The organism is Streptomyces sp. NBC_01775 (assembly GCF_035917675.1).
In the GTDB taxonomy this organism is placed as follows: domain Bacteria; phylum Actinomycetota; class Actinomycetes; order Streptomycetales; family Streptomycetaceae; genus Streptomyces.
In genome coordinates this window covers 7,175,648-7,195,801 of sequence record NZ_CP109104.1, presented here as the reverse complement: position 1 = coordinate 7,195,801, position 20,154 = coordinate 7,175,648, and the positions used below count along the sequence as shown (strand labels likewise).

The window sequence follows — 20,154 nt, the reverse complement described above, 5'->3', positions numbered from 1 at the left end:
GCGGTCGGGGGACTGTCCATGCTTCCCTCTCCGGCTCAAGCGCGCCTTGAGCGGCGGAGGGCCGGCTTCTCAGCCCCGGTTGTCGAGTCAGTCCCGGTTGTCGAGTCAGCCCCGGTTGTCGAGGAAGGAGGTGATGTGCCTGCCCTCGCGGAAGACGCGGTCGTTGAGGATGTCGCGCAGCAGCGGCACGGTGGTGTGCACACCGGGACCGCTGATGCGGAACTCGCCCAGCGCCCGGTCCATCCGGTCCAGCGCCTCGTCCCGTTCGGGCGCCCAGCAGATGACCTTGGCGAGCAGCGAGTCGTACTGCGGGGGCACCTTCCACCCGGCCCGCCCGTGGGTGTCCACCCGGACGAAGGGGCCGCCCGGGGGGACGAACTCCTCCAGGGTGCCGGGCGCGGGGGCGAAGTCGCGTGCGGGATCCTCCGCGTTGACGCGGCACTCGACGGCGACCCCGCGGGGCACCAGATCCTCCTGGCCCATGCGCAGCGCTTCACCGGCGGCGACGCGGATCTGTTCGCGCACCAGGTCGATGCCGTAGACGGCCTCGGTGACCGGGTGTTCGACCTGGATGCGGCAGTTCATCTCCATGAAGGAGAAGCCCTCGTCGTGCACCAGGAACTCGAAGGTGCCGGCTCCGGTGTAGCCGATGGCGCGGGCGCCGCGCACGGCGGCGCGGGCCATGGCCGATCTCAGCTGCGGGTGCAGTCCGGGTCCTGGGCTCTCCTCGATGAGCTTCTGGTGCCGCCGCTGGACGGAGCAGTCCCGCTCGCCCAGGTGCAGCACGGTGCCGTGCCCGTCGGCGAGGACCTGCACCTCGATGTGCCGGGCGCTGTCGCAATACCGCTCCATGTAGACGCGGTTGTCGCCGAAGATGGCCTGCGCGGTGGCGCGGGTCTGCCGGTAGGCCGGCAGCAGGTCGGTGGCGTGGCGCACCACGGTCATGCCGCGTCCGCCGCCGCCCGCCACGGCCTTGATGATCAGCGGGTAGCCGATCCTGGTGGCCAGGTCGGTGGCCTCGGTGGCGCTGTCGACGGTGCCGGGGCTGCCGGGCAGCACGGGCAGCCCGGCGTCGGTCATCAGCGCCCTGGCCTCGGCCTTGTCGCCGAGCCGGGCCAGCACTTCGGGGCGCGGCCCGATGAAGGTGAGCCCGTTCTCGGCGCAGATCTCAGCGAAGTCCGGGTCCTCGGACAGGAATCCGTAGCCCGGGTGCACCGCGTCGGCCCCGGCGCGCAGCGCCGCCTCGATGACGGCCGGGGCCGACAAGTACGACTTGCGGGGCGCGCCGGGGCCGATCTGCACGGCGGCGTCGGCGTCCCGTACGTGGCTGCTGTCGCGGTCGGCCGTGGAGTGGACGGCGACGGTGCGGATGCCCATCTCCCGGCAGGTGCGCATGACGCGTATCGCTATCTCGCCCCGGTTGGCCACCAGGACGGTGCCGAATCCCACGGTCAGGCCCCCTCGTCCACGTCGGTGAGGTCGGGGTCGATGAGCACCAGCGGCTCGCCGTACTCGACCGGCTCCCCGTCGCCGACCAGCACTTCGACGACCCGCCCTGGGCGCGTGGCCTCCAGCGGGTTCATCAGCTTCATCGCCTCGATGATGCCGAGCTGCTGGCCCGTCTCGACCCGGTCGCCGGGCTGGACGAAGGGCGGGGCGCCGGGCGACGGGGCCGCGTAGAAGGTGCCCACCAGCGGGGCGCACTCGCGGTGGCCCTCGAACACGGTCTGGACCTCGGCCCCGGCGCCCCCCGCCGCGCCGGCCCCGCCCAGGTACTGCCCCGCGGGCGCCGGGGCGCCGGGGGTCTCCTGGCTGTCCCACTCGACCTCGATGCTGGCGGCGCCCAGCGCGATGCGTACCCTGCGCGGCCTGTCGGGGCCCACGCGCACGACCTCGGCGATGCTCCGGCAGATATCGGTAAGGGCGAGGCCACTGTTGTCGTAGTCCAGCCCGGCGAGCGCGTCGTCGGACTGGGCGCGCGGACTTTCCTTGGTCAGCTCGTTCATGAGTGTCTCTCCGTAGTACCTGCCGTTGCCGTTTCCGTTGCGTCCGTTGCCCCCTTGCATGTCCCGTCCCCTTCTAGGTCTCCGCGAGGCCGAAGGATCGGAAGCGGCGCCTCCGCGCCGGCACCGGGCTCACGGTTGAGCCCTCCACATCCGGCGCGGAGCGCAATTCGCGCAGGGCGACGACGACGGCGCGGCGCACCGCGTCGCTCATCGTCGTGGTGTCGGTGTGACCGCCGCCCTCGGGTTCGGGGATCACCCCGTCGACGACGCCGAGCCGTAGCAACGAGGCGGCGTCCAGGGCGAGTTCGTCGGCGGCCACGGCGGCTTCCGTCGCGTTCTTCCACAAGATCGCGGCGCAGCCCTCCGGGCTGATCACCGAGTAGGTCGCGTTCGCGCAGATCAGCACCCGGTCGGCGACGCCGAGTGCCAGCGCGCCACCGCTGCCGCCCTCCCCGGTGACCACGGCGACGACTGGCACGGGCAGCGAGCCCATCAGCCGCAGGTTCTCCGCGATGGCACCGGACTGCCCCGTCTCCTCGGCCGTGATGCCCGGGTAGGCGCCGGGGGTGTCGATGAGGGTGACGACGGGCAGGCGCAGCTTGGCCGCCAGCCGCATCAGCCGGGCGGCCTTGCGGTACCCGGCCGGCGAGGGCATGCCGAAGTTGCGGCGGACGAGTTCGGCGGTGGTGTGGCCCTTCTGGTGCCCGATGACCATCACCGGCAGGTCGTCCAGCCGGCCGATGCCGCCGACGATCGCCGCGCACTCCTCACCCGCGCGGTCCCCGGTCAGCTCCACGAAGCCGTCCAGCCAGTAGCCGATGTGCTCCAGCGTGGTGGGCCGCTCCGCCTCGCGGGCGAGCTGGACGCAGTCCCAGGCGGGGAGTTGGTCCAGGAGCTGGCTGTCGCGGACGACGGGGTCGGACTCGCCGCCGCCCCACTCGGGCCCCGGCGTGTCGGCGACGGCCAGCAGCCGGGCCAGCTTGGGCCGCAGTTCGCTGCGCTCCCACACGCCGTCCACCAGCCCGTGGTCGCGCAGGAATTCCGCGGTCTGGAAGCCTTCGGGCAGCTTCTGCCGGATGGTCTGCTCGATGACGCGCGGCCCCGCGAAGCCCATGCGGGCGCCCGGTTCGGCGACCACCACGTCGGAGAGCGTGGCGAAGGAGGCCGCCACTCCGCCGTAGGTCGGGTCGGTGACCAGGGTGACGGTCAGCAGCCCGGCCTCGTCCAGCTCGGCCAGCGCGTTGCTGGTCTTGGCCATCTGCATCAGCGACAGCGCGCCCTCCTGCATCCGGGCTCCGCCGGAGGCGGTGACGAGGAGGAGGGGGGTACGGTCGCGCAGCGCGGTCTCGGCCGCCGTGGTGACGGCCTCGCCCGCGGCGACGCCGAGGCTGCCGCCGAAGAAGCGGAAGTCCATGACGGCGGCCGTCAGTGGACGGTTCTCGATGCGGCCCCTGACCGCCAGGACGGCGTCCTGCTGGCCCGTCTTGTGGCGGGCCTGCGTCAGGCGCTCCGCGTAGGGGCGCTGGTCGACGAAGTCCAGCGGGTTGATCTGGGTCTCCGGTACGTCGAGGGGGACGACGCTGCCCTCGTCGAAGAGCTGCGCGATGCGCGCGGGCGCGTCCAGTCGCGCGTGTGTCCCGCACTCGGGGCACACGTTCAGCAGGCGTTTGTAACGCTTGCCGTAGACGAGGGAGCGGCAGTTCGTGCATGAGACCCACGAGGGTTGTTCCGCCGCTGTCGGTGGGCCTTTCAGCTTTGCGGGGGTCGTCATCTGTGCTCCTGGTTGGCTGAGTTCGGCACCGCCGGTCCGCGCCGAGGGGTACGCGCCGTCGCGGCGGAAAGGGAGCGCGGCGCTGAGGAAGAGGGGCGGCGGAAGGAGGGGCGGCGGAGAAATGTGGGGCCCTCAGTACTCGGCCTCGACCTCGTAGATGCCGAACGGCACCTTCAGCCGCGTATCGCGGTACGGCCGCAGCGGGGCCGTGTCGTCCTTGTGGGCCGTGCCCTCCTCCCACTCGCGGAAGGCCGCCATTCCGGTCCAGCGGCTCACGACGACGAGCGCGCTCGGGTCGGCGGGTGAGCGCAGCAGCTCGTTGCCGAGCATGCCGGGCACCCCCGCCATCCGCTTGCTGACCAGGTGGTACGCCTCGCGTACCGCGGCCAGCTGCTCCTCGTCGTGTGCCGCCTGGTAGACCAGCACCCGGACTTCACCGGGCATGTGCCCCGCCTGCCGTGCCCGCCGTGCCCGCCGTGCCATCGATGTGTGCGACCACGTGCATGGTGTTGAAGGAGCCCTGGGAGCGGTAGGGGTGCAGGCGCTCGCGGTGGGCGAGGTGGGCTTCGCTGGTCTCGAAGGCGCGGAAGCCGGGCTCGTCCACCCAGTCGCTGACGATGTAGTAGACGGCCTCCTCGTCGGTGGACTTGGCCAGCCACTGGCCCAGGCAGGCGGGGTGGCCGGTGACGGCCTCGGTGCTGCCCTGCCAGACCTTCTCGAAGTCGGCCTCCATACCGGGGTTGATCTGCATCCGCAGCTGCACCCGGTAGGCGCCCTTGGTGTTGGTGCTCATCAGGAGATCCCTCCGTCCACGCCGATGGTGGCGCCGGTGACATAACGCGACAGGTCGCTGGCCAGCCAGAGGATGGCGCCCGCCACCTCGTCGGGGGTGCCGAGCCTGCCGAGCGCGGTCTTGGCGCTGTACCGCTCGATCATGAGTTTCTGCTGGTCCTCGGGCATCTTGTGCAGGTTCTCCGTCTCGACGACGCCGAGCGCGACGATGTTGAACCGGATGCCCTTGCCGCCGAACTCCTTGGCCAGGGAGCGGTTCAGGCCGACGAGTGCGGCCTTGGTCGCGGTGTAGTGGGAGCGCAGCGGGATGCCCGCCTCGACGGCCTTGGAGCCGATGCTGATGACCGAGGAGCCCTCGCCCAGCAGCGGCAGCGCGCCCTGGGTGACCAGGTGGACGCCGGTCAGGTTGGTGTCCACGATCCGCCGCCACTCCGCCAGGGGGAGTTCGGCGTAGGGGATGTGGCTGATGGCGCCGGCGTTGTTGACGACGACATCGAGGCGGCCCCAGCGGGTGCGGGCCTCGGCGAGAAGAGCGCCCACGCTGTGGGGGTCGGAGACGTCGGCGCACACGACGTGGTGGTCGCCGTCGGTCTCCTTGAGCGCGGTCTCCAGTGAGGCCACCGCCTCGCTCTCGTTCTGATAGCAGGTCAGCACATCGGCACCGGCCTCGGCCAGGGCGAGCGCGATGCCCCGGCCCACGCCCCTGGTTCCGCCGGTGACCAGGGCCTTCTTGCCCTTGAGGCCGAGATCCATGAGTATTCCTCCAAGTGAGTCGGGGGTCTCCGGGTGAATGTGTCTGTCGGGAGCTTGCGTCACAGCAGGATCGTGAGGGCCGCGCAGTTGGCGACCAGTGCGAGCACGGTCAGCGCACTGCGGCGCTGGTTCCAGGCACCCCAGCGCCATCGCGGGTCGCGGTCGGCGAAGTCGGGCGGCAGGTCGTCCGGGTCGAGGTTCCGCACCCATTTGTTGACGGGCACGTTCTTGGTGAGCGAGATGGTGACGGTGGCCGCCGCCAGCACGGCGCCCGCGACGAACAGCGCGCGGGCCGCCGCGCCCGGACTGATCACCGCCAGCCAGATGTCGCCGGCCAGGGTGCCCAGCAGACAGATGGGCATGGCGGGGTCGTAGCGGGTGGCGAAGAACGCGTGCGCGTGCACGTAGCGGTCCGCCGGGAGCGCGGCCAGCAGCGGCCAGCCGCCGAGCTGGGTGCCGAAGAGGACCCCGGCGGCCAGCCCGTTGAACAGCACCACCAGGGGAGCGAGATACGCGATCACCGCTTCCCCGCAGCGGCTGCCTCGACCTTCTCCTTGATGAGCTTCATCTGGACCAAGGTGTTGCGGTTGAGGTGCTCGGTCATGCCGTCGTCGGTGACGGGGGCCGCTTCCTTCATGTGGAAGTCCTGGACCCAGCGCATCTTGACGCCGTCGCCCTCGGACACGTACTCCCAGTGGATGTTCATGTACTCGAAGGGCCCGGTCTCCACCCGGTGGGCGTTCACCTCGCGCCGCACCGGGTCGGGCAGGCGCTTGGAGACCCAGCTCCAGGCGTTGCCGTCCTCGTCGGGGTGCATCGTGAGCCGGAAGGTGATCCCCTTGTCGTTCTCCTCCAGCACCTCGACGGCGGCGTACTCGCTGAACAGCTGGGGCCAGGACTTGAGGTCGTTGGTCATGTCCCAGACCAGGTCCATGGGTGCGTCGATGACGATGCTGTTGTCGGTGTGGCCGGCCATGTCGTCTCCTCTCACTTCTCGCTGTGTTCCGGGAATTCGCTGAGTTCCGGGGATTCGCTGTGTGCCAGGAAGTCGTCGGGTGCCGGGAATCCGTGGTGTCCCAGCACGAGCGCCGCGTTGAAGCCGCCGTAGCCCCGCGCCACGACCAGCGCGGTGCGCAGCTCCTGGCGGCGCGGCTCGCCCAGCACGAGGTCGATCTCGTAGCCGGGCGCGGGCCCGGAGGGTCCTACGGTGTGCGGGACGACCTGGTCGCGCAGCGCGAGCAGCGCCGTCGCGGCGTCCAGGGCCGCTCCCCCGCCGTAGAGCCGCCCGGTCAGGGTCTTGGGCGCGGTGACGGGCACGGCGCGCGGCCCGAACACCTCGGCGAGCGCGGCGGCCTCGGCCCGGTCGGCCTCGGGCACGCCGAGCGCGTCGGCGAACACCACGTCCACCTGGCCGGGTTCGAGGCCGGCGTCGGCGAGCGCCGCGCGGACCGTACGGGCCAGCGCGGGGGCCCGGTCGGAGTCCGGCGGGGGGTCGAAGCCGGCGGCGTAGCCCAGGACACGGCCGTAGACGTGGGCGCCGCGTGCCTCGGCGGCGTCGGCGTCCTCGACGACGAGCAGCGCGCCGCCCTCACCGGGCAGGTAGCCGCCGGCCTCGCTGTCGAAGGGCAGGTAGGCGCGTGCCGGGTCCTGCACGGTGGACAGCTGTCCGGTGGTGAGCTGGGCCGTCAGCCCGTAGGGGCACAGCGAGGCGTCGGTGCCGCCGGTCATCACCAGCTTGGCGCCGGTACGGATCAGCCTGCGGGACTGGCCGATGGCGTCCAGCCCGCCGGCCTGTTCGCAGCACAGCACCCCGCAGGGGCCGCGCAGCCCGTGCCGGATGGAGACCTGTCCGGTGGTGGCCGCGTAGAACCAGGCGATGGACTGGTAGGCGCCGACCCAGTCGGGGCTGTGCTGGTAGAGGTTCTCCATCTCGTGCTGCCCGAATTCGGTGCCGCCGGAGGAGCTGGCGGTGACCACGGCCAGTTCGTACTCGGGCAGTTCGGCCGGGTGCACCCCGGCGTCGGCCAGGGCCGCCTCGGCGGCGGCCAGGCCCAGGTGGGTCCAGCGGTCGGTCTGCTGGATGAGCCTGCTGGGCACCCGCTCCTTGGCGGAGAAGCCTGGCACCTGGCCCGCGAGCCGCACCGGGTAGGACGAGGGGTCGAACAACGTGATGCGGCCGATGGCGGAGGTGCCGTCCAGGACCGCACGCCAGTGGGCCGCGGTGTCGCCGCCGGTCGGTGCCACGATGCCCAGCCCGGTGACGACCGGGGCGCGTACGGCGGTGGTGACCCCGGTGGCGGAACGCGGCGCGGGCTCGGTGACGGCGCTCATGCGGCGTTCGCCTCCCTCTCGTGGTCCACGACGCCCGGCCTGGCCAACGCCGTGGCGCTCTGGAACCCGCCGAAGCCGCTGCCGACGCTGAGGACCACGTCCATGGCGTGCTCGCGCGCGGTCAGCGGCACGTAGTCCAGGTCGCACTCGGGATCGGCCTCGCGCAGGTTGGCGGTCGGCGGGACGACCTGCCGGTCGAGTGCCAGGGCGCAGGCGGCGACCTCGATGGAGCCGATGGCGCCCAGCGAGTGGCCCACCATGGACTTGATCGAGCTGACCGGGACGCGGTAGGCGTGCTCCCCGAGGCTGCGCTTGAAGGCGGCGGTCTCGTGCCGGTCGTTCTGCTTGGTGCCGGAGCCGTGCGCGTTGATGTAGTCGACGGCTGTGGGGTCGAGCCGGGCGCGGTCCAGGCAGACCTTGATGGCCTCGGCCATCTCGCGCCCGTTGGCCTTGAGCCCGGTCATGTGGAAGGCGTTGCTGCGGCCCGCGTAGCCGACGATCTCGCCGTAGATCCGCGCCCCGCGCGCCTCGGCGGCCGACTTCTCCTCCAGCACCAGCACGGCCGCGCCCTCGCCGAGGACGAATCCGTCGCGCCCGGCGTCGAAGGGGCGGGAGGCGTGCTCGGGATCGTCGTTGTTGGGCGAGGTGGCCTTGATGGCGTCGAAGCAGGCGGAGGTGATCGGGGAGAGCGGGGCGTCGGTCGCCCCCGCGAGCACCACGTCGCTGGTGCCCTCCTCGATGAGCTGCACGCCGTGCCCGATGGAGTCCAGGCCCGAGGTGCAGCCGGTGGAGATCAGCGCCACGGGTCCCTCGGCGCCGACCTCCCAGGCGACCTCGACGGCGAGCGTGGAGGGCACCATGTAGCCGTACAGGTGCGGGACTCCGTAGGTGTGGTCGACCAGCCAGTGCTTGCCCCCGTCGGAGAGCAGGACGTACTCCTCCTCCAGGCCCATGGTGCAGCCCACGGCGCTGCCGAGGCTCACTCCGGTGCGCGCGGGGTCGGCGGCGGCGAAGTCGTAGCCGCTGTCCTCGACGGCCTCCCGCGCGCTGACCACGGCGAACTGGGCCGCGCGGTCCATGCGCCGGATCTGGCGGGGGCCCAGCCCGGCGGCCACCGGGTCGAAGTCGACCTCGGCCGCCATCTGGGAGCGGAAGGACGTCGGATCGAACAGCGAGATGCGGCGGGTGGCGGTGCGCCCGTCCGACAGCAGCTTCCAGAACGCCTCTCGTCCCACGCCGCCGGGGGCGACCACGCCGACTCCGGTGATGACGGCCCTACGGCTCACGAGGCACCGCCGACCGCGGGGTTGGGCTGCTCGGGCCTGCTGACCTTCTCGGTGTCCACGTGCCCCAGGTCGGGCCGGGGCGCCAGCGGGGACAGGTGAAAGGCGGCGTGCGCGGTCTCCGTGCCGGTGTTCACCAGCCGGTGCCGTACGCCGATGGGTATCAGCAGCGAGTCGCCGGGGCCGAGCGGGACGGCCTGGCCGTCCATCGTCATCTCCAGCTGCCCCGTGACGAGGTGCAGGAACTCCTCCGAGTACGGGTGGTAGTGCTCGGTGACGTGCTCGCCCGGCGCCAGGGTGAGCACCCCGCCGAAACCGCTGGTGCATCCGGTGGTCTTCGGGCTGAGCGTGGTCCTGATGTCGCCGCCGCGCCGGGTGTTGGCCTCGACGTCGTCGGCGTGCACCCGGACGGTGCGCGTGATCTCGGTGGTCACTGACCCCGCCTCCTGATCCCTGGTTCTCGGCTGGCTTCTCGCGGGTCCGCGGCGCTGAGCACCGTCGCAGCCACACCTACAAACCCGCTCAAGCCGCCGTTGACGGAGCCTGCGGGGGCGGGAGAGCGCACCAGCCGCCTTCGAGCGGGCGACTAGCGGCCTGGGTGCGAATGGCGGGGCCGGACCTCGGCCCGGCTGCCGTCAAGGCCGGCTGCCACCAATGCCCCGCTGCCGCCATGAGGAGGAGCGTCCATGCCGTTCGCCGCCATCACCTACGACATCAAGCCCGGCTACGAGAAGGAGATCACCGAGATCTTCACCGGCTTCCGCAGGGTCGGCTCGCCCGTGGTCAAGGGCGAGGGCGGCGAGGAGGCGGCACGCATCCTGTCCACGGCCGTCTTCATCCGCGACGACACGATGGTCCGGGTCATCGAGTACGAGGGCGACCTGGACGTCATCGCCCGCCACATGGCGACCCAGCCGGGGGTCGAGGAGGTGGAGGCGAAGCTGGCCCCGTACCTGACCAGGCCCCGCGACACCGACACCGTCGAGGGCTTCGTGGCCACCTTCCGGCGCAGCCTGCTGACCTGCATGGCGCAGATGTCGGTCCGGGACAAGTAAGCCTCCGGCCGGGCGCCCAAAGGAGCGCGGGGAACTGCGCGACCAGCCACGACGGACTCGCACCCTGCAAAGCACAGCCAGGGGCACCCCCTGCTCAGCACCCTCGTCCGCCTCCGAAAGGAGCAATCCGTGCTCACCCGCAGAAACGTGCTCCGTGCCGGCGCCGCCGCCGGTGTCCTGTCCACCGTCCCGGCGAGCCTGGTCATCGGCGGGCGCTCCGGTGTCGCACGCGCCGCCGAGTCGCCGTTCAGGGTGCCGCTGAAGGTGCGGACACCGCTGCGGCCGACCCGGCTGGCGGGCCACGACTTCTACCGGCTCACCACCCGCGAGGCGGACGTCACGCTGCTGCCGGGCACCAGGACCCGCATCCGCTCCTTCAACGGCGTGATGAGCCCGCTGATCGTGGCCAGACGCGGCAGGCCCGTCGTCATCGAGCAGATCAACTCGCTCAACGTGCCCTTCTCCATGCACCTGCACGGCGGCCACGTCCCCGGGGGCTCGGACGGCCACCCCGAGAACGAGGTGAAGCCCGGCGGGAAGCGGATCTTCCGCTACCCGAACCAGCAGCGCGCCTCCACCTTGTGGATCCACGACCACTCGCACCACTCGCACGCGGAGAACATCTACCGCGGCCTGGCCGCCACCTATGTCCTCACCGACGACTTCGAGGACCGGCTGCCGCTGCCCAAGGGGCGCTACGACGTGCCGCTCCAGCTGCGGGACGCCAAGTTCGGCGAGAACGGGGCGCTGGATTGGGACCTGCACGACTTCGAGGGCCGCCACACCCTCCTGGTCAACGGCTCACCCCGCCCCTACTTCGAGGTGGCGGCGCGCAAGTACCGGCTGCGGCTGGTCAACACCTCCAACGAGCGGCTCTTCCTGCTCCAGCTCGGTGACGGCGAGGAGTTCACCCACATCGGCACGGACGGCGGCCTGCTGCCGGCGCCCGTCCCCACCCGGACGCTCCAGCTGTGGCCCGGCGAGCGCCACGAGATCGTCGTGGACTTCGGCCGCTACGCGGTGGGCAGGAAGCTGGTGCTCAACAACACCTACCCGTACGAGGGCGAGGCCCCCGAGGTCATGCGCTTCGACGTGGTGCGCACCGCGCCCGACCCGAGCAGCGTCCCCGCCACCCTGCGGTCCGTCCCGGACCTGGGGACCTCCGCTGTGGAGCGGGAGTTCACCCTCTCCTTCAACGCCCGGACGGGCGAGCACCTCATCAACAACAAGCCGTTCGACACCGACCGGGTCGACATCCGGCCCCGGCTGAACGTCACCGAGACGTGGCGGATCACCAACGCCGACACCCAGTTCGGCATCCCCCACTCGCTGCATCCCCACCTGGACGCTTTCCGCATCCTGGACCGCAACGGCGAACCGCCCGCGGCGGGCGAAGCCGGTCTCAAGGACACCATCACCGTCATGGCCGGCGAGAGCGCCCGGGTCCAGCTCCGGTTCACGGACTACACGGGGCGGTTCATGTACCACTGCCACATGCTGGGGCATCTCCAGATGGGGATGATGGGGCAGATGGAGATCGGTCGCTGAGTGCCCCGGCCGCCGAAGAATCGCGCGTAGTGGCCTTCCGTTGGAGACCGACGCCGGCATCTCCCGACGGTCGGGATCGTCACTCTGCGGCGGTCCGGCCGGTATACCAGTCGTGGATCCGCCCGCCTGTGCAGAAGGTCGCCTCGGCGTGGCTGCGGATGTGTTGCAGGGCCAGGTCCAGGTACTTCAGCCGGTGTGGCGCGCCCATGATGTAGGGGTGGACGACCAGTGCCATGACGCGCGCGGAGCCGTCGGCGCGGGCGTCGGCGAGGAGCTGATCGAACTGGTCGACGGCACGGCGCCGGTACTCGTCGGCGGCGTGGTGCTGGATGAGCATCATCGCCACGTCGTTGCACTCCTGTGTGTAGGGCACGTTGACGATGGGAGTGGTGCGGGTGCGCAGTTGGGTCGGCTGGTCGTCCAGCACCCAGTCGCAGACGTACTCGTAGCCCTCTTCGGCCAACAGGTCGGGGGTCTCCCAGGTCTCGGTGAGACCTGGGCCGAGCCAGCCGCGGGGCGGCTTGCCCGCTGCGGTGGTGATCGCGTCGCGGGTGCGCTGGATGTCGAGCCGCTCGTCGGGCACCTTCTGCATGTTCTTCTGTGTGAAGCCGTGGCCGATGAACTCCCACCGGCGCCGGAGGGCGGCCTCGGTGATCTGCGGGTAGGCGGTGATCGCGGAGCCGTTGACGGCGAGGACCGCGGGGATGCCGTGCTGGTCGATCACCCGGAGCATCCGCCAGAATCCGACTCGGTTGCCGTACTCGTGCCAGGCCCAGTTCGGTACGTCCGGCGAGGGCACCCCGCCGGCCGGCGGGGAGAGTACGGTGCGCGGCATCGGCTCGGTGTCCGACCACTCCTCGATGTTGACGATGAGCCAGACGGCTACGCGTGCCCCGTCCGGAAGGTGCAGGGCAGCGCGCCCCTCGACGGGGTCGTAGTCGATCCGCTCGGTGGGCTTCATGCCGGCGTTACCGGGCATCGTGGTGACTCCCGTTCTCGGTGATGGTGACGGACAGCGGTGCGAGGCCGCTGACTTCGGCGCGGACGACGTCCCCCGGGACGAGCGAGTCGACGCCGGCGGGTGTGCCGGTGTAGACAAGGTCGCCGGCGCGGAGCCGGTAGTCGGTGGACAGGTGAGCGATGATCTCGGCGACGTTCCAGATCATCAGCGCGAGCGGGGTGCGCTGGCGGACCTCGCCGTTGACCGCGAGCCGCAGTTCGGCCGTGGCGAGGTCGCCCGCCGACTCGCGGGGGGTGATCGGCCCGCACGGCGCGGAGGCGTCGAATGCCTTGCCGGCCTCCCAGGAGATCCGCCGCTCCCGGCAGTCACGCTGACGGTCGCGGCGGGTCAGGTCGATACCGGCCGCGAAGCCGAACACCAGCTCCAGCGCCTGCGCCGCAGGTACGTCGACGCCCTCGGCGCCGATCGCCACGACGAGTTCGCCCTCGAACTGGAAGTCGGAGGTGCGGGGCGGGTAGGGCACCGGGGTGTCGCCGCCGACGACCGCGTCAGCCGGCTTCTGGAAGAAGAACGGGTCGTCCCGCTCGTCGCCCTCGCGCATCTCGCGGACGTGGTCGACGTAGTTGCGGCCGACACAGTAGACCCGGCGCACGGGGAAACGCTCGGCGATTCCGGAGACGGGCACCGACACGGTCGGTGGCGTGAACAGCAGCGTCATGAGAACTCCGATCGGGCTGTGGTGCTGAACAGGGCCGGGCGCAGCAGCAGGGCGAGCAGCGCGCCGGCCAGGGAGAAGCCGGTGATCTGCACGAGTCCGGCACCGGTCCACCCGAGGGCGGCCACGAACCGGCTGAAGACCCAGCCGGAGACGCCGGCGGCAACGTAGACGCAGGTGATGAACATGCCCGAGCCATGTCCCGCGATGGCGGGTTGAACGGACTTCACCAGCAGGCCGGCGAGGGCGACGTACGCCCCGCCGCTGGCGAACAGCCCGAACAGGAACGAGAGCACGGCCTGCCAGGCCGGATCGTGCGGGCCGAGGAACAGCGCGGCTGCCGCCGCGGCGGCCAGCGTGTTCATCGAGCCGAGGCAGACGCGCGGGTCGACCCGGTCGGTGAGCCAGCCGCCGAGTGGCGAGGCGAACGCGGCCAGCCCGGACAGCCCGACGGCGAGACCGGCCTGGCCCGAGGTGAAGCCGAGTTCGTCGCGAAGGTAGGTCGCGTAGAGGCCGATGTAGGCGAAGTCGGCGAGACCGAACAGCACGGTGATGGCGGCGAGCAGCATCGGATTCCATCTCAGGACCGAACGGGACCCGCCGACAGTGTGCTCCCGCGTCTGCTCGCCGGTCGCCTCGGTGAACCGGCGCGGCACGAAGAAGACCACCGCGATGGTCACGAGCAGGCCCAGCGCGCCGAACGCGAACATCGGCGCGTGCCATGTGCCGTAATGGTCCAGGAGAGCGGTTGCCGCCACGGGCCCGACGACCGAGCCGGTGGCGAACGCCATGTTCACGGCCCCGATCGCCAGTCCCCGGTGACGTGGGAAGGCTCCTGCGGCGACGGTCAGTATCGCGGCCAGTTGCAGCGCTTCACCGACACCGGAGAGCACCCGCCAGACCAGCATGTCGGCGAAGCCGGTGCTGAAGACCGTCAGCACGGTCGCGGCGGAGAAGGCGGCGGTGCCGATGACGACGAGCAACTTGCGGCCGAAGCGGGCGAGTGCGATTCCGGCGGGTATGCCGACGATCCCCATTCCCAGGGCGAAGATCGTGGACTGCAAGCCGGACTGGTCGAGGCTGAATCCGTATTCCTGCCGGACCTCGGAGAGCAGGACGGGGAAGACCATCCGGTCCATCGCGTTCACCGAGTACGCCAGCAGGAGCAGTCCGTACATGGCGACAGCGGGGGCGCCCACGACGGCGGGGGGCGCGGGCCGGGCCGATGCCGCACTGATGGTCATCCGTGCACCGCCGGATCGTTGTCGCCGCGGGAGAACTGTGGCTGTGCGGGAGGAGCTGCCATGGAAGACCTCATTTCCAGTCACCGGCGGCACGGGCCCGCGCGACGAGCACGTCGCGGCGGTCATCGGCGCCGGAGATCGCGGCTCGCGCCGAGGGCTGGGTGAGCCGGCCCCGGTCGAGCAGTACCCGGCCGTCGACGACGACCGTGACGATGTCGGTGGCTCGGCCCTGCCGGACCAGCGCCTCGGCCGGGTCGCCCGACGGCAGGAGGTTGGGGGTGCGGGCGTCGACCAGCAGCAGGTCGGCCCGTTTGCCGGGGGTGATCGACCCGGTCACGTCGCCGAGGCCGAGGTCCTGCGCGCCCTCGAGCGTTGCCATCTGCAACAGCCGGCGCGGCGTGACCTCGGACGACCCGGTTCGGGCGGCTTCGACGGCCTCCACGGTGCGCAGCGTCGTGAACACATCAGGTGCGGTCGGCATGGCCAGGGTGTCCGTCGACAACGACACGGGCACCCCAGCCTTGAACAACTCGCTGAACAGGGGGAAGCCCATGGTGCGCAGCTCCGTGATCGGGCTGAGCGACACGCGCGTGCCGGTGGCGGCCAGCGCGGCGACGTCGGGCGGCGAGGCGTGGACGGCGTGCACGATCTGCACGTCGGGTCCGAGCAGGTCCTCGTCGGCGAGCCGGGTGAGGCCGCAGGAACGGCAGCCCTCCTCGCGCAGGCAGCGGTCACAGTGCATGGTGATCGGCAGGCCCAGCTCACGGGCGGCTCCCCATTCGCTCCGGCAGACCCGGGCCGGCGTGCGGTAGGGGCCGCGCAGCGCCACACCGAAGTCCAGCAGGCCGTCGAGCCGCTCGGCGGGCCAGCGCGCGGAGAAGCGCCGGAGGTCGTCGAGGTCCATCGACTCGTCGGCCGGGGTGGAGTCGCGCGGTCCGTACGAGAACCGGCCGCGGACGCCGGCATGGAGCTGGGCGCTGACGTTGACATCAGCGTCCTCGGGCGAGCGGACGTTGTGATCCCAGTTGTGCACGGTGGAGATGCCGGCGGTGACCGCCTCGGCGAGAGCGAACCGGGCGGCCCAGTAGAAGTCCTCAAGGTCGTGGTGCGGGCCGAGCGCGCGCTTGACGGCGAAGTAGTCGCGGCCGGGCGCGTCGCTGACGGAGCCGCGCAGCAGGCTGTTCCACAGGTGCCAGTGCGTGTCGACGAAGCCGGGCAACGCGATGAGTCCGCTCCCGTCGATCACCGTGGCGCCGGGTGGGGTGGCCGCGTGCGCGTCGGCGGTGACCGAGGTGATCACGCCATCGGTCACGATCACCGTCGCGTGCTCAAGGTCGCCCAGTCGCGGGTCCATCGTGACCGCAGTGACGCCGGCCAGGACCAGCTCCTGACGCTCGGGCAGGTCTTCGGATTCAGGAAACATGCAAGCTCACTTCCAGTGCTGTGGCGACACCCACACCCCACACGGCGACCGCCCGGCGCAGTGCCGACGGCGATATGCGCCGCGCGGCCCACACGCCCAGTCGGCCGCCGACGAGTCCGGTGACGGCCAGGAGCAGGGCAGGGCCCCAGGCCACCGAGGTGAGAGCGACGAACGCGAGAGCGGACACCGACCCGACGATGAGCGAGAGCACGCCCTTGAGGGCGTTGAGTCGATGTGTCGTGCCGGTCAGGAACACGCCGAGGACCGCCAGCATGACGATGCCGAGCCCTGCGACGAAGAAGCCGCCGTAGAAGGCCACCACGAACTGCGAGGACAGCAGTCCGATCCGGTTCGGCCCGGCACCGCGCCGCGCTGCCAAGGCGGCGAGCCGGGGTTGCGCGGCGAGCATCACGGCGGACGCGAGAACCAGCCACGGCACGACGGCGCGGAACACCTCGTCGCTCACCGCGAGCAAGGTGAGCGCCCCGCCGATCGCGCCGGGCACCCCGACCAGGGCGAGTCTGCCGACTTGCCGGCCCTGGCCTGCCAGCTCGGCCCGGTAGCCGAGCGAGCCGCCGAGGTAGCCAGGCAGGGCCGCGACAGAGTTGGTGACGTTCGCCGTGACCGGCGGGACACCCACGGCCACCAGCACGGGGAAAGAGATCATCGAGCCCCCGCCTGCCACCGCGTTCACAGCGCCGGCCAGCAGGCCGACCACGGCCAGGAGCCCGAGCTCCCACAGATCGGTCACCGCCACGTCCACCACCTCCCTTCCGCAGGGAAGGTATGCATTGCATGCAATGCATGTCAACGAGTGATCCATGATCGGACGCACTCTTTGCATGCAACGTATGCCCTGTATGCTCTGACCCGTGGAACACATCGGATCGCTTTCCAACCCGGCGGCGAGCAGCGCCGACACCGTGTATCTGACGTTGCGCCGACGCTTCGCCGAAGGGGAGCTCGCACCGGCCGAGCGGCTCACCGAGGCCGCCTTGGCGCATGAGCTCGGAGTGAGCCGCACGCCGGTGCGCGAGGCACTGGGCCGGCTACAGGCGGACGGTCTCGTCGTACCCATGGCGCGCGGTGTCGCGGTAGCGACGCTCAGCAGCGCCGAGATCGAGCAGCTCTACGATCTGCGCGCCGCGCTGGAAGGGCTCGCCGCGGCCCAGACCGCCCGCCTGCAAGCAGCCGGGCAGATCGCGCCTGCGCACCTCCGCACCATCGAGAAGGCCGCGGAGGAAGTGGAGCGAGCGGTCGCGGAGGGCGACGCGAAGCAATCGGCACGGGCCAACCTGGCCTTCCACCGGGCATTCGGCCAAGCTCCCGGCAACGTCTTCCTGACGGATGCGCTGCACCGGGTGTGGGACCGCATCGCGATCTCCACGGTGTCGAACCTCTCCGACGGAGAGTGGGCGCGCACCGTACTCACCCAGCACCACGAAATATGCCAAGCCATGATCGCTGGAGACGAGGACGCCGCCCGCCGCGCCGCGGAGGAGCACATCCTGTCGGCGATGCGCGTCTACAGCGACGCCCACGGCCGGGGGTGACCGGCTGCCGGCCCAGGCGCGGCCCTTGCGCGCCTGCGGCCTCGTCGCCGAGCCAGAGCCCGGACTGAAGGCCGGGACGTGAACGGCGCGTCCCGGCCCGCGGCCTTGCTGGTTCTGCGGATTCCTCAGCGCTGCGGGTCGATTCCCACGGAGTGGAGCACCTTCCCGTCGATGTCGCGCAGCCGTACGGTCATGACCTCGGACGAGCCGTCGATGTCGACCTCGCCGAAGTACTGGTAGCCGTACGCCGGATTGTTGCGCTCCGCGTCCGGCGCGAGGGCCTGGAAGCGCACCTGGGGGCCGAACGTGCCGTCGAGCCTGTTGGGCTGGGTGTGCGGCACGGGTCTCTGGGCCCATTGCTGCTGGCGCCACCGTATGACCAGTACGAATGACGACCTTGTGGTCCGGCTCAAGGCGGACGGGCCCACAAACGGGAAAGGGCCGGGCAGGGGCTCTCTAAAGGACCGCGACCCCGACGGCGTTGAGCAAAAGCGCCAGCACGGCAAGCACGGTCCGCAGCAAATGCCACCGCCGCCACAACGGCCGCGGGTCCTCCCAGTCGGCGGGCAGGACCTCCGGGTCCTCAACCGCCTTCACCCGCCGATTGATCGGCACATTGGCCAGGTGGGAGACGGCGGAAACGCCGAGCAGCAGCACCGAGGCGACGGCAAAAAGAGTCCGCGCGCCCACCCCGTCGGCCACGACGGCCAGCGCGACGGCAAGCCCCGTCGACGACAGGACGACGACCGGCATCGTGGGATCCCAGTTGCGCCCCAGCAACTTGTGCGCGTACACATACGTTCCCGTCGGCATCGCGAAGAGCGCGGGCAGCACGCTCAGCGCCACGGCGAAGAGCACCCCCGCCGTGACGCCGCTGCCGAGGAGCACGGCGGTACCGAGCACCTCGTCCACGCTCATCGCCTCAGGCCCCCGCGGGGTGGGTGTCGACGGTGAGCTGCGCGATCGACCGCATCGTCGCGTCGCGGAAGTACGCCGCGAAGGCCGCGGGCGAGGAGGTGTCGCGCTCCTCGGAGAGGTAGGGCTGGAGCTTCTCCTCCAGCACGTGCACCCCCTTCTGCGTGGCCATGTGCTTGCCGACGGCGGCGAAGTCGCCCTCGTAGTGGATGACGCGCACCATCACGTCGTCCTTGATGAACACGCCGGTGCCAAGCAGCCGCCCGGCCGCCTGGCCGTCGTCGCCGGGCAGTTCGGGGGTGTCGACGCGCTTGAAAGCGGCGAAGATCTCCGCGATCTCCTCCTCGTGGCCGGGCTTGACCCGGTATGTGATCGCCGCGTACGGCATCAGATTCCTCCATCGACTGTGATCGTGGCCCCGGTGACATAGCGGGAGGCGTCGCCCGCGAGGTAGAGGACGGCGCCGGCCACGTCGGCGGGGCTGCCGAGCCGGCCCAGCGCGGTCATACCGGCGAGGCGCTCGACGAGCTGGGGCGGCAGCCCGCCGCCGGGCTCGGTCTCGGTGACGCCGGGCGCCACCGTGTTGACGCGGATCCCGCGCGCTCCGACCTCCTTGCACAGCGCACGGCCGAAGCCGACGAGTGCCGCCTTGGAGGCGGAGTAGTGGACGCCGAAGGCCCGGCCGCGCAGCGCGACCGAGGCGCCGACGTTGATGACGGAGGCGCCGTCGGCGAGCAGGTCGAGCGTCGCGCGGGTGACGAGGTAGGCCGAGGTGACGTTGCTGTCGATCAGCCGGTGCCACTCGGCCTCGTCCAGGTCGGCGAACTTGCTGTGCCCGTCGACGCCGACGTTGTTGACCAGGACGTCCAGGCCCTCCAGGTGGGTGCCGCACGCCTCGGCCAGGCGCTCGGCTCCCTCCTTGGTGCTCACGTCGGCGCGCACCAGGTGGTGCTCGGCGCCGCTCGCGCTCAGCTCGTCCGCCAGCGTGCGGGCGTCCTCACCCGTGGTGCGGTGTGCCACCACCAGTCGGGAGCCCGCGGCGGCGAAGGCGAGGGCCGTGGCCCGGCCGATGCCGCGGGTGCCGCCGGTTACCAGGACCCGCTTGCCCGCCAGCCCTGGACCCGGCACGGTTGCCTGGGCCTCGCCGGCGCTCATGCCGCCTCGGGCAGACTCGCGTTGATCATTTTGAGCAGCAGCCGGGGCGTCTCCGCCTCGACGACGGCGTCGTCGGACAGCTCGACGCCGTACTCCCGCTTGATGACGCCGGTCACCTGGAGCAGCGCCAGGGAGTCGTATCCCAGGTCGATGAAGGGCACGTCGAGTGCGTCCTCGGCGGTCAGGTCGACCCCTTCGGACTCACCGGCGCACTCGAGCAGCTTGTCGGCCAGCTCGCGCTGGGTGAACTCGCTCACTGGATCCTCCCTCCCTCTTTCGTCCAGACGTAGAACGGGTTGGCCATCGCGTCCTTGGGCTCCTGCCAGTTCGGGTCGTAGGGCGACACGCACTGCGCGAGGCGGGTGTTGATGTCGTCGTAGAGCGGGTGGCTGCGGGCGCGGTAGAGGTTGGGGGTGATGTCCTCGTCGGCCTCGACGAGGTGGAAGTACAGGTCGTGGAACGTGAAGAGCGTCCGCCGCGAGACGCCCACCATGTGGGGCAGTTCGCTCGCGTCCGACTCCTGGAAGATGCTGGCGATGGAGTCGGCCTTGCCTGGCTCCATCCGCGCCACGATGAGCGTCCGGTGCGCCACCGTCGGCCTCCTTCGGGAAAGGGCTGGGAGAAGTCCGCATCTGGCGGGCTGCGCGCA

General features: G+C 71.1%; 25 protein-coding genes. 3 read left to right on the top strand and 22 right to left on the bottom strand.

Annotated features, from left to right (window positions below; all coding sequences use genetic code 11):
* Positions 1-105 precede the first annotated feature (105 nt).
* The 11 genes from OHB04_RS31990 to OHB04_RS31940 form a co-directional block, all read right to left on the bottom strand.
* Positions 106-1,449 carry an acetyl-CoA carboxylase biotin carboxylase subunit gene (locus OHB04_RS31990; RefSeq protein WP_326691122.1) on the bottom strand — a complete coding sequence of 448 codons (1,344 nt, stop codon included), beginning with the start codon at positions 1,447-1,449 and terminating at the stop codon, positions 106-108.
* 2 nt (positions 1,450-1,451) lie between these two features.
* Positions 1,452-2,006 carry an acetyl-CoA carboxylase biotin carboxyl carrier protein gene (locus OHB04_RS31985; protein ID WP_326691121.1) on the bottom strand — a complete coding sequence of 185 codons (555 nt, stop codon included), beginning with the start codon at positions 2,004-2,006 and terminating at the stop codon, positions 1,452-1,454.
* Between the two features lie 73 nt (positions 2,007-2,079).
* Positions 2,080-3,777 (bottom strand): acetyl-CoA carboxylase, carboxyltransferase subunit beta, encoded by a 1,698-nt coding sequence (accD, locus tag OHB04_RS31980; protein ID WP_326808817.1) that lies wholly within the window; start codon positions 3,775-3,777, stop codon positions 2,080-2,082.
* Between the two features lie 132 nt (positions 3,778-3,909).
* Positions 3,910-4,221 (bottom strand): antibiotic biosynthesis monooxygenase family protein, encoded by a 312-nt coding sequence (locus OHB04_RS31975; RefSeq protein WP_326691119.1) that lies wholly within the window; start codon positions 4,219-4,221, stop codon positions 3,910-3,912.
* Positions 4,211-4,570 carry an antibiotic biosynthesis monooxygenase family protein gene (locus OHB04_RS31970; protein ID WP_326808816.1) on the bottom strand — a complete coding sequence of 120 codons (360 nt, stop codon included), beginning with the start codon at positions 4,568-4,570 and terminating at the stop codon, positions 4,211-4,213. The genes OHB04_RS31975 and OHB04_RS31970 overlap by 11 nt, the downstream gene beginning before the upstream one ends.
* Entirely contained in the window at positions 4,570-5,322 is a 753-nt protein-coding gene (locus OHB04_RS31965) for an SDR family NAD(P)-dependent oxidoreductase (RefSeq protein WP_326808815.1), read from the bottom strand. Before OHB04_RS31965 ends, OHB04_RS31970 begins: the two co-directional genes overlap by 1 nt.
* Positions 5,323-5,381: 59 nt before the next feature.
* Positions 5,382-5,843 carry a DUF1772 domain-containing protein gene (locus OHB04_RS31960; protein ID WP_326691116.1) on the bottom strand — a complete coding sequence of 154 codons (462 nt, stop codon included), beginning with the start codon at positions 5,841-5,843 and terminating at the stop codon, positions 5,382-5,384.
* Positions 5,840-6,298, bottom strand: a complete 459-nt coding sequence (locus tag OHB04_RS31955; protein ID WP_326691115.1) for an SRPBCC family protein — start codon at positions 6,296-6,298, stop codon at positions 5,840-5,842. The genes OHB04_RS31960 and OHB04_RS31955 overlap by 4 nt, the downstream gene beginning before the upstream one ends.
* Before the next feature lie 11 nt (positions 6,299-6,309).
* Positions 6,310-7,653: a ketosynthase chain-length factor gene (locus OHB04_RS31950; protein WP_326691114.1), complete on the bottom strand. Its 1,344-nt coding sequence runs from the start codon at positions 7,651-7,653 to the stop codon at positions 6,310-6,312.
* On the bottom strand, positions 7,650-8,939 hold the full coding sequence (locus OHB04_RS31945; RefSeq protein WP_326691113.1) for a beta-ketoacyl-[acyl-carrier-protein] synthase family protein: 1,290 nt from the start codon (positions 8,937-8,939) through the stop codon (positions 7,650-7,652). The genes OHB04_RS31950 and OHB04_RS31945 overlap by 4 nt, the downstream gene beginning before the upstream one ends.
* A complete protein-coding gene (locus OHB04_RS31940) occupies positions 8,936-9,370 on the bottom strand; it encodes a cupin domain-containing protein (protein ID WP_326691112.1) in 435 nt (144 codons plus the stop codon). Before OHB04_RS31940 ends, OHB04_RS31945 begins: the two co-directional genes overlap by 4 nt.
* 252 nt (positions 9,371-9,622) lie before the next feature.
* Here OHB04_RS31940 and OHB04_RS31935 point away from each other — a divergent pair, with 252 nt between their 5' ends.
* Together OHB04_RS31935 and OHB04_RS31930 are read left to right on the top strand one after the other, a co-directional pair.
* Positions 9,623-9,991, top strand: a complete 369-nt coding sequence (locus tag OHB04_RS31935) for a SchA/CurD-like domain-containing protein (protein ID WP_326691111.1) — start codon at positions 9,623-9,625, stop codon at positions 9,989-9,991.
* 129 nt (positions 9,992-10,120) lie between these two features.
* Positions 10,121-11,539 (top strand): multicopper oxidase family protein, encoded by a 1,419-nt coding sequence (locus OHB04_RS31930; protein WP_326691110.1) that lies wholly within the window; start codon positions 10,121-10,123, stop codon positions 11,537-11,539.
* Positions 11,540-11,618: 79 nt separating this feature from the next.
* On the opposite strand, the gene OHB04_RS31925 is transcribed toward OHB04_RS31930, so the two are convergent.
* The 5 genes from OHB04_RS31925 to OHB04_RS31905 all read right to left on the bottom strand — a co-directional run bounded on the left by OHB04_RS31925 (position 11,619) and on the right by OHB04_RS31905 (position 16,639).
* Entirely contained in the window at positions 11,619-12,518 is a 900-nt protein-coding gene (locus tag OHB04_RS31925) for a polysaccharide deacetylase family protein (protein WP_326691109.1), read from the bottom strand.
* Positions 12,508-13,218 carry a fumarylacetoacetate hydrolase family protein gene (locus OHB04_RS31920; protein ID WP_326691108.1) on the bottom strand — a complete coding sequence of 237 codons (711 nt, stop codon included), beginning with the start codon at positions 13,216-13,218 and terminating at the stop codon, positions 12,508-12,510. The genes OHB04_RS31925 and OHB04_RS31920 overlap by 11 nt, the downstream gene beginning before the upstream one ends.
* A complete protein-coding gene (locus tag OHB04_RS31915; protein ID WP_326808814.1) occupies positions 13,215-14,459 on the bottom strand; it encodes an MFS transporter in 1,245 nt (414 codons plus the stop codon). The genes OHB04_RS31920 and OHB04_RS31915 overlap by 4 nt, the downstream gene beginning before the upstream one ends.
* Positions 14,460-14,529: 70 nt before the next feature.
* Positions 14,530-15,882, bottom strand: a complete 1,353-nt coding sequence (locus OHB04_RS31910; protein ID WP_326808813.1) for an amidohydrolase family protein — start codon at positions 15,880-15,882, stop codon at positions 14,530-14,532.
* Positions 15,872-16,639 carry a sulfite exporter TauE/SafE family protein gene (locus tag OHB04_RS31905; protein ID WP_326691104.1) on the bottom strand — a complete coding sequence of 256 codons (768 nt, stop codon included), beginning with the start codon at positions 16,637-16,639 and terminating at the stop codon, positions 15,872-15,874. The genes OHB04_RS31910 and OHB04_RS31905 overlap by 11 nt, the downstream gene beginning before the upstream one ends.
* A 115-nt stretch (positions 16,640-16,754) precedes the next feature.
* Here OHB04_RS31905 and OHB04_RS31900 point away from each other — a divergent pair, with 115 nt between their 5' ends.
* Positions 16,755-17,435 (top strand): GntR family transcriptional regulator, encoded by a 681-nt coding sequence (locus OHB04_RS31900; protein ID WP_326691103.1) that lies wholly within the window; start codon positions 16,755-16,757, stop codon positions 17,433-17,435.
* Positions 17,436-17,560: 125 nt separating this feature from the next.
* On the opposite strand, the gene OHB04_RS31895 is transcribed toward OHB04_RS31900, so the two are convergent.
* The 6 genes from OHB04_RS31895 to OHB04_RS31870 form a co-directional block, all read right to left on the bottom strand.
* Positions 17,561-17,776: a hypothetical protein gene (locus tag OHB04_RS31895; protein WP_326691102.1), complete on the bottom strand. Its 216-nt coding sequence runs from the start codon at positions 17,774-17,776 to the stop codon at positions 17,561-17,563.
* A gap of 115 nt (positions 17,777-17,891) precedes the next feature.
* Entirely contained in the window at positions 17,892-18,353 is a 462-nt protein-coding gene (locus OHB04_RS31890) for an anthrone oxygenase family protein (RefSeq protein ID WP_326808812.1), read from the bottom strand.
* 4 nt (positions 18,354-18,357) lie between these two features.
* On the bottom strand, positions 18,358-18,738 hold the full coding sequence (locus OHB04_RS31885) for a TcmI family type II polyketide cyclase (RefSeq protein ID WP_326691100.1): 381 nt from the start codon (positions 18,736-18,738) through the stop codon (positions 18,358-18,360).
* Positions 18,738-19,505, bottom strand: coding sequence for an SDR family NAD(P)-dependent oxidoreductase (locus OHB04_RS31880; protein ID WP_326691099.1), 768 nt, complete (start codon positions 19,503-19,505; stop codon positions 18,738-18,740). Before OHB04_RS31880 ends, OHB04_RS31885 begins: the two co-directional genes overlap by 1 nt.
* Positions 19,502-19,762 (bottom strand): acyl carrier protein, encoded by a 261-nt coding sequence (locus OHB04_RS31875; RefSeq protein ID WP_326691098.1) that lies wholly within the window; start codon positions 19,760-19,762, stop codon positions 19,502-19,504. The genes OHB04_RS31880 and OHB04_RS31875 overlap by 4 nt, the downstream gene beginning before the upstream one ends.
* A complete protein-coding gene (locus OHB04_RS31870; RefSeq protein WP_326808811.1) occupies positions 19,759-20,097 on the bottom strand; it encodes a TcmI family type II polyketide cyclase in 339 nt (112 codons plus the stop codon). The genes OHB04_RS31875 and OHB04_RS31870 overlap by 4 nt, the downstream gene beginning before the upstream one ends.
* Positions 20,098-20,154 lie beyond the last annotated feature (57 nt).